12 protein-coding genes are annotated in these 13609 nt (G+C 65.8%); 4 read left to right on the top strand and 8 right to left on the bottom strand.

Annotation, left to right across the window (positions count from 1 at the left end; all coding sequences use genetic code 11):
- Nucleotides 1–62 precede the first annotated feature (62 nt).
- Together DFR67_RS20010 and DFR67_RS20005 are read left to right on the top strand one after the other, a co-directional pair.
- A complete protein-coding gene (locus DFR67_RS20010; RefSeq protein WP_110471262.1) occupies nucleotides 63–1409 on the top strand; it encodes a PspC domain-containing protein in 1347 nt (448 codons plus the stop codon).
- Entirely contained in the window at nucleotides 1402–1623 is a 222-nt protein-coding gene (locus tag DFR67_RS20005; RefSeq protein ID WP_110471261.1) for a hypothetical protein, read from the top strand. The genes DFR67_RS20010 and DFR67_RS20005 overlap by 8 nt, the downstream gene beginning before the upstream one ends.
- A 4-nt stretch (nucleotides 1624–1627) precedes the next feature.
- Here DFR67_RS20005 and guaA read toward each other — a convergent pair whose 3' ends face one another.
- From guaA to guaB, 4 genes are all read right to left on the bottom strand, one after another.
- On the bottom strand, nucleotides 1628–3223 hold the full coding sequence (gene guaA / locus DFR67_RS20000; protein WP_211325112.1) for a glutamine-hydrolyzing GMP synthase: 1596 nt from the start codon (nucleotides 3221–3223) through the stop codon (nucleotides 1628–1630).
- Nucleotides 3224–3247: 24 nt separating this feature from the next.
- Nucleotides 3248–4972 (bottom strand): GMC family oxidoreductase, encoded by a 1725-nt coding sequence (locus DFR67_RS19995; RefSeq protein WP_110471380.1) that lies wholly within the window; start codon nucleotides 4970–4972, stop codon nucleotides 3248–3250.
- 140 nt (nucleotides 4973–5112) lie between these two features.
- Complete coding sequence (locus DFR67_RS19990; RefSeq protein WP_110471260.1) at nucleotides 5113–6255, bottom strand: GuaB3 family IMP dehydrogenase-related protein; 1143 nt, start codon at nucleotides 6253–6255, stop codon at nucleotides 5113–5115.
- 51 nt (nucleotides 6256–6306) lie between these two features.
- The gene (gene guaB, locus DFR67_RS19985; protein WP_110471379.1) at nucleotides 6307–7851 is read right to left on the bottom strand and encodes an IMP dehydrogenase; all 1545 of its coding nucleotides are present in this window, start codon (nucleotides 7849–7851) and stop codon (nucleotides 6307–6309) included.
- A gap of 214 nt (nucleotides 7852–8065) precedes the next feature.
- On the opposite strand from guaB, the gene DFR67_RS19980 reads away from it, so the two are divergent.
- Nucleotides 8066–8458: a DUF5319 domain-containing protein gene (locus DFR67_RS19980; RefSeq protein ID WP_110471259.1), complete on the top strand. Its 393-nt coding sequence runs from the start codon at nucleotides 8066–8068 to the stop codon at nucleotides 8456–8458.
- A 129-nt stretch (nucleotides 8459–8587) separates the two neighbouring features.
- Here the strand turns inward: DFR67_RS19980 and DFR67_RS19975 are convergent, their stop codons facing one another.
- The 3 genes from DFR67_RS19975 to DFR67_RS19965 all read right to left on the bottom strand — a co-directional run bounded on the left by DFR67_RS19975 (nucleotide 8588) and on the right by DFR67_RS19965 (nucleotide 11037).
- Nucleotides 8588–9445: an anti-sigma-D factor RsdA gene (locus DFR67_RS19975; RefSeq protein ID WP_158539999.1), complete on the bottom strand. Its 858-nt coding sequence runs from the start codon at nucleotides 9443–9445 to the stop codon at nucleotides 8588–8590.
- Nucleotides 9446–9491: 46 nt separating this feature from the next.
- Nucleotides 9492–10079, bottom strand: coding sequence for a sigma-70 family RNA polymerase sigma factor (locus tag DFR67_RS19970; protein WP_110471257.1), 588 nt, complete (start codon nucleotides 10077–10079; stop codon nucleotides 9492–9494).
- A gap of 127 nt (nucleotides 10080–10206) precedes the next feature.
- Entirely contained in the window at nucleotides 10207–11037 is an 831-nt protein-coding gene (locus DFR67_RS19965; protein ID WP_110471256.1) for a hypothetical protein, read from the bottom strand.
- Between the two features lie 445 nt (nucleotides 11038–11482).
- Here DFR67_RS19965 and DFR67_RS19960 point away from each other — a divergent pair, with 445 nt between their 5' ends.
- On the top strand, nucleotides 11483–11779 hold the full coding sequence (locus DFR67_RS19960; protein ID WP_084838361.1) for a WhiB family transcriptional regulator: 297 nt from the start codon (nucleotides 11483–11485) through the stop codon (nucleotides 11777–11779).
- A 116-nt stretch (nucleotides 11780–11895) separates the two neighbouring features.
- Here the strand turns inward: DFR67_RS19960 and groL are convergent, their stop codons facing one another.
- Nucleotides 11896–13524, bottom strand: a complete 1629-nt coding sequence (groL, locus tag DFR67_RS19955) for a chaperonin GroEL (protein WP_110471255.1) — start codon at nucleotides 13522–13524, stop codon at nucleotides 11896–11898.
- Between the last annotated feature and the right edge of the window lie 85 nt (nucleotides 13525–13609).

Genomic DNA, 13609 nt, shown 5'->3' with positions numbered 1-13609 from the left:
GAAGACGAAGCGAAGCGGAGCTCGACCATGACTACGAAGACGAAGCGGAGCGGAGCTCGACCATGACTATCGACAATGAAAACGTGAAGAGTGGTTCGCCGTTCAGTTCGGATGAACTCCACAACATGTGGCGTACCCGACCGGCCCGTGCTGCGGCCGGGTCGACCATCGCTGGTGTCGCCACCGGGATCGGGGTGCGGTACAAGGTAGATCCGACCCTGGTCAAGGTTGCTTTCATCGTCTCGGCCCTGTTCGGTGGCGCAGGTATCCTCATCTACATCGCGGCGTGGATCCTGTTGCCCGAGGGGTCTGTCTCGGCGGGAGCTGCTGCGACAGACACTCATGCACATCGTCTCCTGCACGGTGTCCGCCACGCTTCGTCGCACCCGCCGACCATCGTCGGCGTCGTCATCGTCGTGGTCGTCGCGTTGGTCGCCGGACCCCATCTCGCCTGGAGCGGCGGCGGCGTCGCGGGACTCGCACTGATGGCTCTGGGCTGGTGGCTGTTGTACCAGCGGACCCCGATTCCGGAACCGGGCACCAGTGCCGACACGGTAGGTCAGCGACCCGTCGCACAGTCCGCTGCGCCCGGGTCCTGGTGGCAGGAGACGACCGGCGGGATCGATGAGGCCGGACAACCATTCCAGCGCTGGACCCCTCGGGCCTGGCTGAAGGACGCGCCGGCGAGCGATGGCACCATGGCTCCCGAGGGTGCGACAGAAGCCTCACCCGACAGCTCGCAGGACCCGCTCGTCCCGACACCTCCGGCATGGGATCCGCTGGGAGCAGCTCCGTTTGCGTGGGACCTACCCGAACCCACAGAGCCGCCGGAGACCGACGACCGTCCGCGCTCCAGGTTCACCCCGGTGGTACTCGGTCTCACTGTCATCGCCACCGGTGTGGCCGCCGCGATCTCGGCCGGGACGGACTGGCTCGACCCGGCCAAGGTGGCAGCGATCGGGCTGGCTGTGGTCGCCGCAGGCCTCCTGGTTGGCGCCTTCGTCCGACGCGGCGCCGGGTTGATCCCCGTGGCGATCGCGATGGCGGGGTTCGTCGTGGTGGCCTCGCTGATCGATGGCATGCCTTCCGGCCCGATCGGCGATCGGGATTGGAAGCCGCTGACGAGCGCCGACATCCGCGATGAGTACTCGTTGTCGATCGGTTCGGGCCAACTCGATCTGACCGCCGTCGACCTCACGGAGGACAAGAAGGTTGTTGTCGACCTGGGCGTCGGAGAGTTCAAGATCATCGCACCCGAGGGCATGAACCTACGCACCACATGCGACGCTGCCATCGGCGAGGCGAAGTGCCCCGACGGCCTGGACGGCGGGAACGACGGAACCGCGGGTCCGGTGCTGACCATCGACGCCGACACGACTCTCGGCAACGTGGAGGTCATCCGTGAGTAGGTTCTCCCCCACCCTGGCCCTGGTGGGCATCGGTGCCGCACTCGTCGCAGTCTGGGGACTGCTCGGTGCCCCCGACCTCAACGGGTCGGCGGCGGGCCCGTGGATCATCCTCGGCATCACCGTTGTCGTCGGACTCGCCCTGATCTTCAGCGGAGGCCGCGGCAAGGGTTCCGACGTGAAGAAGTCGACGCCGACATCTCCGCCGGACAGTTAGCGGGTCACTCCCACTCGATGGTGCCCGGCGGCTTGCTGGTCACGTCGAGCACCACCCGATTCACCTCGGGCACCTCGTTGGTGATCCGGGTGGAGATGATCTCCAGAACTTCATAGGGAATACGCGTCCAGTCCGCGGTCATCGCGTCCTCGCTCGACACCGGACGCAGCACGATCGGGTGGCCATAGGTGCGCCCGTCTCCCTGTACGCCGACGCTGCGTACATCGGCCAGCAGGACCACCGGGCACTGCCAGATCTGGTTGTCCAGTCCGGCCGTCGTCAGTTCCTCGCGGGCGATCAGATCGGCCTTGCGCAGGAGCGCCAACCGTTCACCGGTGACCTCCCCGACGATCCTGATCGCCAGACCTGGACCGGGAAAAGGTTGCCGTGCAACGATTTCCTCGGGCAGCCCCAGTTCCCGGCCGACCGCACGGACCTCGTCCTTGAACAACAGGCGCAGCGGTTCGACGAGACTGAACTCGAGGTCCTCAGGCAGCCCGCCGACGTTGTGGTGGCTCTTGATGTTCGCTGTCCCGCTGCCTCCGCCGGACTCGACGACGTCTGGGTAGAGCGTTCCCTGTACGAGGAAGTCGACCTTGTCGCCGTGCGCCGCCCGATCACCGAGGACGTCGGTGATCGCGCCTTCGAAGGACCTGATGAACTCGCGGCCGATGATCTTTCGCTTGGCTTCCGGATCGCTCACCCCGGACAATTCTCGTAAGAAGGTCTCTTCGGCATCCACGGTGACCAATCGCGCGCCGGTGGCAGCGACGAAGTCTTGCTGGACCTGTTCACGCTCACCGGCCCGCAGCAGTCCGTGATCGACGAACACACAGGTCAACCGATCACCGATGGCCCGCTGGACCAGCGCTGCGGCCACTGCGGAGTCGACCCCGCCGGAGAGACCGCAGATGGCCAGACCGTCACCGATCTGGGTACGGACCTGTTCGACGAGGGCATCGGCGATGTTGGCCGCAGTCCAGGTGGGCGCCAGGTCGGCGACTTCGTACAGGAATCTCGTCAAGATCTGCTGGCCATGAGGCGTATGCATCACCTCGGGGTGATATTGAACGCCGGCCATACGCCGTTCCAGCGACTCGAACGCCGCAACCGGGGCGCCCGGCGTCGATGCGGTCACCGTGAAGCCCGGAGGCGGTTCTTGCACGGCGTCGTTGTGACTCATCCACACCGGTTGCTGCTCGGGTGTTCCCGAGTGCAGTACACCGTCGCCTGCGGTGGTCAGCGTCGTCCGGCCGAACTCGCGGCCACCGGTGTTGGCGACGACACCGCCGAGGGCGTCGGCCATGGCCTGGTAGCCGTAGCAGATCCCCATCACGGGGATGCCCAGGTCGAACAGATCGTGGTCGATCCCCGGCGCGTCTTCGGAATACACCGACGCCGGCCCACCCGAAAGAACCAGCGCAGCAGGGTTCTTCGCCTTGATTTCTTCGATGGACGCGGTATGTGGGATCACTTCGGAGAAGATCCGCGCCTCACGTACCCGACGGGCGATCAACTGGGCGTACTGAGCGCCGAAGTCGACCACCAACACCGGTCGCGGGGCCACTGCTTCCACACCTGAATCTGCGCTGTCCGTCACCGGACCAGTCTAAACGCGCGGCAGCTATGCACTGACCTCGGTGGGTCCCGGCACAACCGTCAGGGGCAGCCGCAGAGCGCCCGGAGCGTCGGCAGGCACCACCGGCGCGTTGGGACGGGTCGGTGCGATCCGCACATACGGGGCGCCCTGCTGCGGGCGCTTGTCGTCTTCACCCTGGTTGGGCCACAGCGCGATCGCCCGTTCTGCCTGCGCACAGATCGACAAGGACGGGTTGACACCGAGGTTCGCCGAGATGGCCGCCCCATCGGTGATGTGCAGCGTCGGATAGTTCCACACCCGGTGATACGGATCGACAACTCCGGTTTCCGGGTTGTCGGAGATCACACAACCTCCGAGATAATGTGCGGTCAGCGGCATGTTGAACACATCGCCCCACGTTCCGCCGGCCAAGCCGTCGAACTGCGCCGCCGCCCGCTCGGTGGCCTCGTTGCCCGCCGGGATCCACGTCGGATTGGGCTCACCGTGACCCTGTTTGCTGTTCACGAACTTCCACGGCCCGAGCTTCTGCACAAAAGTGGTCAGCGAGTTGTTCCGGTTCTGCATCACCAGCAGGATGACCGTGCGCTGGCTCCACTTGCGCAGCTTCAGCAGGAGCAGCAGACTGCCCGGTCCCTCTTCGCGGACCTTGTCGAGGAACTTGAGTCGCCGCGATCGTCCCGGCTCGCCATCGGTCAGCAAGGTCTGTAGCAGCGCGATCGCGTTGGACCCCTTGCCGTATCGCACCGGCTCGATGTGGGTGTCGGGAGCCGGATGGAAGGACGAGGTGATGGCGATACCTTCGGAGAAATCCTGCGCCGGGTCGTACTCGCGACGCATGGCGCCCAGGATGGATTCGGAGTTGGTGCGCGTCAGCAGGCCCAGGGTGTCGGAGACGTTGCGGAGCGATCCGCTTTCCTTGCCCAGGTGCATGATCTTCTGGGTGTTGAACGTACCCGCGGCGACGACGACCTGACCTGCGGTGATGGTTCGTCTCCGTGCTCCTAGCCGACCCCAGGCCGCGGACCGCGACGTGCGTACCCGCCAACTCCCGTCGGCCTGCGGCTCGAGGCCGGTGACCGTGGTGCGGTCGATGATCGTCGCGCCTGCGGATTCGGCGAGCCCCAGATAGTTCTTGAGCAGGGTGTTCTTCGCGCCGACGCGGCATCCCGTCATGCACGAACCGCATTCCGTGCAGACCGTGCGGTCCGGGCCCGCACCGCCGAAGTACGGGTCCTCCACCCGCTCACCCGGCGCACCCGTTCCGCCGGACTTGGCACCGAAGAACACCCCGACCGGGGTCGGCCCGAAGGTGTCGCCCACCCCCATGTCGTCGGCGACCTTACGCATCACACGATCGGCGTGGGTTTCGATCGGGGTCGTCACGACCCCGAGCATCCGGCGGGCCTGGTCGTAATAGGGCGAGAGTTCGCCCTCCCAATCGGTGATGTGCGCCCACTGCGGATCCTGGAAGAACGGCGTCGGCGGCTTGTACAAGGTGTTGGCGTAGTTCAGCGATCCCCCTCCGACCCCTGACCCGGCCAGGATCATGACGTCTTTGAGGAGGTGGATGCGCTGGATGCCGAACATCCCGAACTTCGGTGCCCACAGCCATTTGTGCAGTCGCCAACTGGTCTTGGCGAACTGCTCGTCGGTGAAACGCCGCCCCGCCTCCACGACGCCGACCCTGTAGCCCTTCTCGACCAGCCGTAACGCACTGACGCTCCCGCCGAACCCCGAACCGATGATCAGTACATCGAAATCGAGATCCGCGCCGGGAACGGTGTGCTCGGGCTGCGAGTAACCGTTACCGCGTGATACAGACACTTTGACATCGTACCTTGTCACATAGACGTCTGGTCACGCCTTTGGCAAGCCCGCGTGAACGGTCGTCACTTACAGGCGGAGAGCCCGACCTTCTGGAACTCCTTGAGGTCGGAGTAGCCGGCCTTGGCCATCGAACGACGAAGTGCGCCAACGATGTTCAGGTGCCCAAATGGGTCGTCGGTAGGTCCGTGCAGGACCGTCTGCAACGAGGGGCGGCCGGCATCGGTGGAGACCGGCAACAGCGCGCCTCTCGGCATGGACGGGTGAGCCGCGGCGGCAGCCCAGTAGTAACCACGGCCGGGCGCCTCTGCGGCCGAGGCCAGGGGCGAGCCCAGCACCGCAGCGTCGGCGCCGCACGCGATCGCCTTGGCGAGTTCACCGGACGTGTGGATGTCACCGTCGGCGATGACGTGTACGTACCGGCCGCCCGTCTCGTCGAGGTACTCACGCCGGGCTGCCGCAGCATCAGCGATCGCGGTGGCCATCGGCACCCCGATACCGAGTACCTCATTGGTGGTCGTCGAGCCGGCCGTCGACCCGTAGCCGACGATCACGGCCGCAGCACCGGTGCGCATGAGGTGCAGGGCAGTGCGATGGTCGTGGACACCGCCCGCGATCACCGGTACATCGAGGTCGGCGATGAACGTCTTGAGGTTCAGCGGCTCGGAACCGTCGTTCGACACGTGTTCGGCCGAGATGATCGTGCCGTGGATGACGAGCAGTTCGACACCCGCCGCGACGAGGACCGGCGTCAGCTCGGCGGCCTTCTGCGGACTGACCCGCACCGCGGTGGTGACACCGGCGTCGCGAATCGTCGAGACGGCAGCAGCCAGCAGGTCGCGGTCGATCGGAGCCGCGTGCAGCTCCTGGAGCTTGCGAACGGCCGCGGACGGATCGACATCGTTCTCGGCGATCTCCACGACCTGAGCGATCTTGTCCTCGACATCGCGGTGCCGGGCCCACAGCCCCTCACCGTTGAGCACGCCGAGCCCGCCCAGCCGGCCCAGCTCGATGGCAGACTGCGGCGAGATCAGCGCGTCGGTCGGGTGGGCCAGAATCGGGGTGTCGAAGCGGTAGGCGTCGAGCTGCCACGTGGTCGAGACCTCGCTGGACGAACGCGTCCGCCTGGACGGGACGATGTTGATGTCACCGAGCTCGAATGTCTGCCGGGCAGTTCTGCCCATGCCGATATCGACGTGATCACGCACGTGGAGTGCCTTTCGTAGCTGCCGTGTCTGTCAAGAAGTGGGAAGACGGACTCAGCGGGAAGTGTAGTTCGGTGCCTCGACGGTCATGGTGATGTCGTGCGGATGGCTCTCCTTGAGTCCGGCCGCGGTGATCTGGACGAACTGTGCGTTCTGCAGATCAGCGATGGAACTCGAGCCGGTGTAGCCCATGGCAGCCCGCAGGCCGCCACCGAGCTGGTGGATCACCTGGGACAACGGTCCCCGGAACGGCACCCGCCCTTCGATGCCCTCGGGCACCAGTTTCTCCTCGGACAGCACATCGTCCTGGAAGTAGCGGTCCTTGGAATACGACTTCGCCTGACCACGTCCCTGCATCGCGCCGAGGGATCCCATTCCGCGGTAGCTCTTGAACTGTTTGCCCGCCACCAGGATCAGCTCACCCGGAGCCTCTGCGGTCCCCGCCAGCAACGAGCCGAGCATCGCGGTCGATGCACCTGCGGCCAACGCCTTGGCGATGTCGCCGGAGAACTGCAGACCGCCGTCGGCGATGACGGGAACACCGGCCGGCTTGCAGACCGCCACCGCTTCCATCACAGCGGTGATCTGCGGAGCACCCACACCCGCGACCACGCGAGTGGTACAGATCGAGCCGGGTCCGACCCCGACCTTGACGGCATCAGCACCGGCATCGACCAGCGCCAGTGCTGCAGCCCGGGTCGCCACGTTGCCGCCGACGATCTGAACCTTCGACCCGATCTCGGCCTTGAGCTTGCTGACCATCTCGAGAACCAACCGATTGTGGGCGTGCGCGGTGTCGACGATGATCACGTCAACACCCGCGTCGGCCAGCGCCATCGCGCGATCCCACTGATCGCCGCCGGTACCGACCGCGGCCCCGACGAGCAACCGCCCATCAGCATCTTTGGTCGCCAGCGGGTGCTGTTCGGTCTTGACGAAATCCTTGACCGTGATCAGCCCGGTCAACTTGCCGTGCCCGTCGACGATGGGCAGTTTCTCGATCTTGTGCCTGCGGAGCAGTCCGAGCGCGGCCTCGGCAGAGACACCTTCTTGCGCGGTGATCAGCGGCGCCTTGGTCATCACCTCGGCGACCGGACGATCCTGGTCGACCTCGAAGCGCATGTCACGGTTGGTGATGATGCCCACGAGTTCGCCGGCGTCATCGGTCACCGGGAGTCCCGAGATCCGGAAGCGGGCGCACATCGCGTCGACCTCGGCGAGGGTGGCGGAGGGGCTGCAGGTGACCGGATCGGTGACCATACCGGCCTCGGACCGCTTGACAGTCTCGACCTGACCGGCCTGCGCCTCGATGGACAGGTTGCGGTGCAGCACACCCATGCCGCCGGCACGCGCCATGGCGATGGCCATCCGGGATTCGGTCACCGTGTCCATCGCCGAGCTCACCAGCGGCACCCGCAGGGTGATCTCCCTGGTCAGTTGAGACGAGGTGTCGACGTCGCTGGGGATGACATCGGAGGCGGCGGGCAGCAGGAGCACGTCGTCGAAGGTGAGGCCGAGCATGGCCACCTTGTTGGGATCGTCACCACCGGTCCACACCGGTCCACGCGCCGGGGATGTGCCGACAGTCGGGTTGTTCATTCCGGGCACACTCATTCCGGCCGGGCCTTTCGCATGAATTGATCGGGGCGAGTTCGTTTCGATTTGTCCATCCTATCTGCTCCGCGGTAGCCGCCCGGACGGCCCGCGACCTGCGCTGGACGAGACCGCCTGTGTCGCCCGGCCCGGCGCGGCCGGTCATTCACCCAGCACACAGAGTGGCGCCGGTGGGGGGAGGCTGACTACCGTGGTCAGCGTGCGAGATCATCTGCCTCCGGGACTGCCACCGGACCCCTTCGCCGACGATCCCGGCGGGGATCCGTCCGCAGCGCTCGACGCCGCCCCACCGGGTGAGCCCTTGGACGCCAATGAGCGGATGGCGATCGAAGAAGACCTTGCCGATCTCGCGGTCTACGAGGCACTGCTCCACCGCCGCGGGATCCGCGGATTGGTGGTGATCTGCGACGACTGTCAACTCGATCACTATCATGACTGGGACATGCTGCGTGCCAACCTGCTGCAGCTTCTCGTCGAGGGGACGGTGCGGCCGCACGAACCCGCCGTCGACCCGTCCCCTGAGGCATACGTGACGTGGGATTACTGCCGCGGCTACGCCGACGCGATGATGCACGCCAGAGACGACGACTGACAGCTCGCCGGAACGACATCAGCGCCGCGAGATGTTCGCGGCGCTGATTCATTGATTCGTGCCGGTGCCGAATCTGGCCTGCTCGTCGGTACTAGGCCTGCTCGTCGGTACTAGGCCTGCTCGTCGGTACTAGGCCGGTGGAGGTGGTGGCAGCGGAACGCTACTGCTGCTGCTCGACGGATTCGGCTCGGTCGGCGGCTCACTGACGATGGTCGGGCCGGACGGCGACGTGGAGACCGGCGGTTCGGACGTTGCCGACGTCTCCGGAGGCGTGATGGTGACGGTCTCCTGTGGGACGGTCACCGTCACGGTGGGGACCTCGGCCACCGAGGTCTGGGGCGGGGTGGAGGACCGAGTCGTCGGCTTCTCGGACGTCGTCGTGGTCACCGCGGGAACTGCCAGCTTGCCCCGGACCTCGTCGATCTTGGCCTGTAGGGCTTTTCGCTCGTCCTCGGAACGGACGTCACCGAGCTGCGATTGGGCGCGATCGAGGAAGGTGGACGCGGCCGGCTTGTCACCGGCGGCCAGGGATTGGGCAGCGCGATCGATGTTCGCCTGCACATCGGCCACCGCCAGGGTTGCCGACGCGTCCGCGCCGAACATCACCTCTTTGACTCCCCACAGGGGGTCGCCGGGCGCCGCGTTGTGGGCGACCACGCTGACTCCGCCGAACAGGATCGCGAAGCCCGCGGCTGCACCGGCGGTGAACTTCACCAGCCGGAGCGATCTGCGGCGCGACGCGACACGACGTTGCGCCTCGATACCTGCTTCGACCTCTTCCAAGGTCGGACCGGCAGGCATCGGCTCCGCCATGATGTCGCTGCGCCAGTTGGACAGCAGCGCCGCCAATTCGTAGTCGACAGGTGTTTGTGCGGGGACGACGGGCTTGGTCAGCAGGGCGTCGATGAACTCGTCATCGGCCCGCACCGCTCCCAGGTTCACCGGGATCGAATCCTCATCGATGGGGTCCGTACCGAGTGAGGGCACAGCCCTTACTCCCCTGTCAGCCCTTCGATCGCGGTCTTTGCGTCGATCACGCCCACTGCTCATTGCCCTCACCACCTTTCGCGATCTCGTTTTTCAGCTTGCCCAGTGCCCGGTGCTGGGCCACCCTGACCGCACCGGCCGTACTCCCGACTGCGGCAGCCGTCTCTTCCGCCGACAGCCCCACCACCAGCCGCAGCACGAGCACCTCGCGCTGCTTCTCCGGGAGCGTGGCCAGCAGTTCGTCCATCCGCCTGCCGGCGTCCGAATCGAGTGCCCGCTGTTCCGGGCCATCGCCGGTGTCCATCCGTTCAGGCATCTCCTCCACCGGCTCGGACTTGTTTCGTCCGGCTGCACGGTGGGCATCCGCCACCTTGTGCGCTGCGATGCCATACACGAACGCCATGAACGGCCTGCCCTGGTCCTGATACCGGGGCAGCGCGGTCATGACCGCCATGCAGACCTCCTGCGCCACATCGTCGGCAGAGAGCGAATGCCGCTCACCACCTCCGACCCTGGCCCTGCAATAACGCACCACCAGTGGTCGGACACTCTCGAGAACATCGGAGAGAGCTGACCGGTCGCCCTGCGCTGCCGCAGTCACCGCCCGGTCCAACTCGTCACCTGTAAAAATCATCGCTCGCTGATGTCTCCGCGTTACCTTCGCCAACTGGTGCAGGCCACGCAGGGGCGATTTCCCCCGCGGTAAGTCGCCTTCAGCTTATCCAGCACGCCGATGGTGGCTCGCGTGGTGGCTGCCCGCGCTAGTCCAGCGCAGCGCCTTGTACCTTCAGTCGCGCTCCCAGGTGTTCCGCCTGCGTCGACCACTGTGCACCGGCCCCGATTCCGGCCAGGAGTTTCGCGGCCGCCCATTCCAAGGGCAGCTGACCGTGTTCTCTCGCCAGATCACTCACCCGTGACGCCCGCTCCATCGCCTGTCCGACATCTCCGCCGGTGGCGACGGCCGCCGCCGCGATGAGGTCGGTCTTGATCACGTGCCGGATCGACGGACATCCCGCACTCATGGCCACCGCGTCTCTGGCATGTCGGTCGGCTCCGGCCGCATCGCCGGTGAACATGGCCAACTCGGCCCGAACCCACCGCAACCGGAGTTCCACCCGCCCATCCCAAATCCAGTCGCCACCGGGGTGCCGACCGCGGCCGTCCAGCGTCCGCTCCACCCTGTCGAGCAGGCGACCCGATGCCCCGAACATGCCGCGACCCAGGTTGTCGGCGGCCAGCCCGGTCAGGGCATCACACAGCGCCGCCGTGCGGCGTCCCCCGCCTTCGAGTGTCGGATCTGCCCGAATCGGGCCGGCAGCGAAGAACAATGCTTTTGCATCATCCGCGACGGCCAGGTGATGACGGCCCGCCTGCCTGCGGTGAGCCGCTCTCGTCGACAGCGCGAGCGACCTCAGCGCGTCGTCCACACCCGACACATCCAGTCGCTCCAGTTCTGTCGCCGCGGCGGCATAGCGTCCGGTACCACCGAGGGCAACGGCCCGAAGCCAGGTGGAGAAGGGGTCGACTGCGGCGGGAATCGGGCACGATCTCGCGCTGCCCCCGAACGCGATCGCGGGTAGTGTGACCTGCATCGCTCTCCTCACATCACGATTCGGACATCTGAATTAGCCTGAATTTAACTTACCGAAAAGTGCCGAAATCGCTCCGTGATGTCAATTCCAGATAAACCACACATGTCCGCCAGGTAAATCCGGGCCGCCGGGCAACTGCGCCCAGATTGCTTGTTCCGGGCCCTGGTTCCGTGGGCGAATCATCACCAAAATCAGCTTTGAAGTGCGGCGATGGCGATACCCCCGGGTCGGACGTGGATGGATATCCATGCAAAAAACAACATCTCGTCCAATAAACGGTTGGTTAACATCGGCCGAAATCATCGTCTTCGAATGGCGAAATTACCGGCTGTTGACTCCATTTCCTCGATTTGCATACGGTAAGTGAGACACCGGAAAACAATGTTGTTACTGGTCGCACCAGGTCTCAATTACGCCTCACGGCACGTTATAGAGGAGCACGCAGATGCCTCAGCCAAACCACCTACCCGGACCGAACGCCGACATCTGGGATTGGCAGATGAAGGGCCTGTGCCGTGGTGTCGACTCATCGATGTTCTTCCATCCCGACGGAGAACGTGGGCGAGCCCGTGCGCAGCGCGAACGCCGCGCCAAGGAACTCTGCCACCAGTGCCCGGTGGTCGCCGCCTGCCGAGAGCACGCACTCGCCGTGGCCGAGCCCTATGGCATCTGGGGCGGGCTGTCGGAATCCGAGCGCGGAATCCTGATGAAACGCGGCGTCGGCCGCCGTATCGCCAGCTGACGCCCTCGCGGGCAATGAACACGGGGCGACTCATATTCGTCGACCCCACCCCAGCACAAAAAGCGGCGCCGCGACCGGAATGGTCGCGGCGCCGCTCTTTCAGGCGTTACCGACAATCAGTGAGCGTGTCCGTGCCCATGCCCATGACCGTGATCCTCGGGAGCATCGGCGGGCTTCTCGGTGATGGTGCTCTCGGTGGTGAGGACCATCCGCGCAACCGAGGCCGCGTTGACGATCGCCGAGCGGGTCACCTTCACCGGATCGACGATGCCGTCGGCCAGCAGATCCCCATAGGTCAGCGTGCCGGCATTGAAGCCATGCCCGCGGGGCAGGTCGGCAACCTTCGACGCAACGACGGCGCCGTCGGCGCCTGCGTTGGAGGCGATCCAGAACAGGGGCGCCTGCGCCGCCTGCTTGACGACCCGCACACCGAGCGCTTCGTCACCCTCGAGGCTGTCGGCCAGATCGTCGAGAACCGCTGCGGCAGCTTGCACGATCGCTGATCCGCCACCGGGGACGATGCCTTCTTCGACAGCGGCCTTGGCCGCAGCAACGGCGTCTTCGACGCGATGCTTGCGCTCTTTCAGCGCGGTCTCCGTGGCCGCACCGACGCGGATGACCGCGACGCCGCCGGCGAGCTTCGCCAGCCGCTCGGCCAGCTTCTCCCGATCCCAGTCAGAATCACTGGCCTCGATCTCCCGACGCAGATGTTCCGCGCGCGCAGAGATCGACTCCGAGATACCCGCGCCTTCGACGATGGTCGTGGCGTCCTTGGTGACGACGATCCGTCGCGCACCACCCAGGAGCTCGAGTCCGGCGTCGGCAAGGGTGATGCCGATGTCGGCAGTGATGACCGTGCCGTCGGTGACGATGGCGAGGTCCTCGAGGAATGCCTTCCGGCGATCACCGAAGAACGGAGCCTTGACCGCGACAGCCTTGATCGTCTTACGGATCGAGTTGACGACGAGCGTCGAGAGCGGCTCGCCCTCGACGTCTTCGGCGATGATCAGGACCGGCTTGCCGGACTCGGCGATCTTCTCGAGCAGCGGCAGGAAGTCCGGCAGCGAGCTGATCTTGTCGCGGTAGATGAGTACCAGCGCGTCTTCGAGGACGGCTTCCTGGCTGTCGATGTCGGTGACGAAGTACGGCGACAGGTAGCCCTTGTCGAACTGCACGCCTTCGGTGATCTCGAGATCGGTGATCAGACCCGAGCTCTCCTCCACGGTGACGACGCCGTCGGCGCCCACACGTTCCATGGCTTCGCCGACCAGTTCGCCGACCTCGGGGTCGCGCGAGGACACGGTGGCGACCTGCGCGATGGCTGCTGCACCCTTGACCGGGGTCGCCGCAGCGATCAGCGACTCGGACAACGCGTCGGCTGCTTTGCCGATACCGATGCCGAGAGCGATCGGGTTGGCGCCGGCAGCGACGTTGCGCAGGCCGGCCTTGACGATCGCCTGGGCGAGCACCGTCGCAGTGGTGGTGCCGTCGCCTGCGACATCGTTGGTCTTGGTGGCGACCGACTTCACCAGCTGGGCGCCGAGGTTCTCGAAGGGATCTTCGAGATCGATCTCGCGTGCGATGGTGACGCCGTCATTGGTGACGCTGGGTCCACCGAATGCCTTGGCCAGCACCACGTGCCGACCTCGGGGGCCGAGGGTCACCTTGACCGCGTCGGCAAGGTGGTTCACACCGCGCTCGAGCGATTTCCGGGCCTTGTCGTTGTATTCGATCTGCTTGGCCATGGGTTGTTGTGGCTCCTAGAAATATGAAAAAAGGTGAGGAAAACAGAACCGCCCCGGCAACCCCCGCATGGGGACGCCGGGGCGG

It is taken from the genome of Williamsia limnetica (assembly GCF_003217475.1).
GTDB lineage: Bacteria > Actinomycetota > Actinomycetes > Mycobacteriales > Mycobacteriaceae > Williamsia > Williamsia limnetica.
This window is presented reverse-complemented; position numbering and strand designations above follow the sequence as displayed.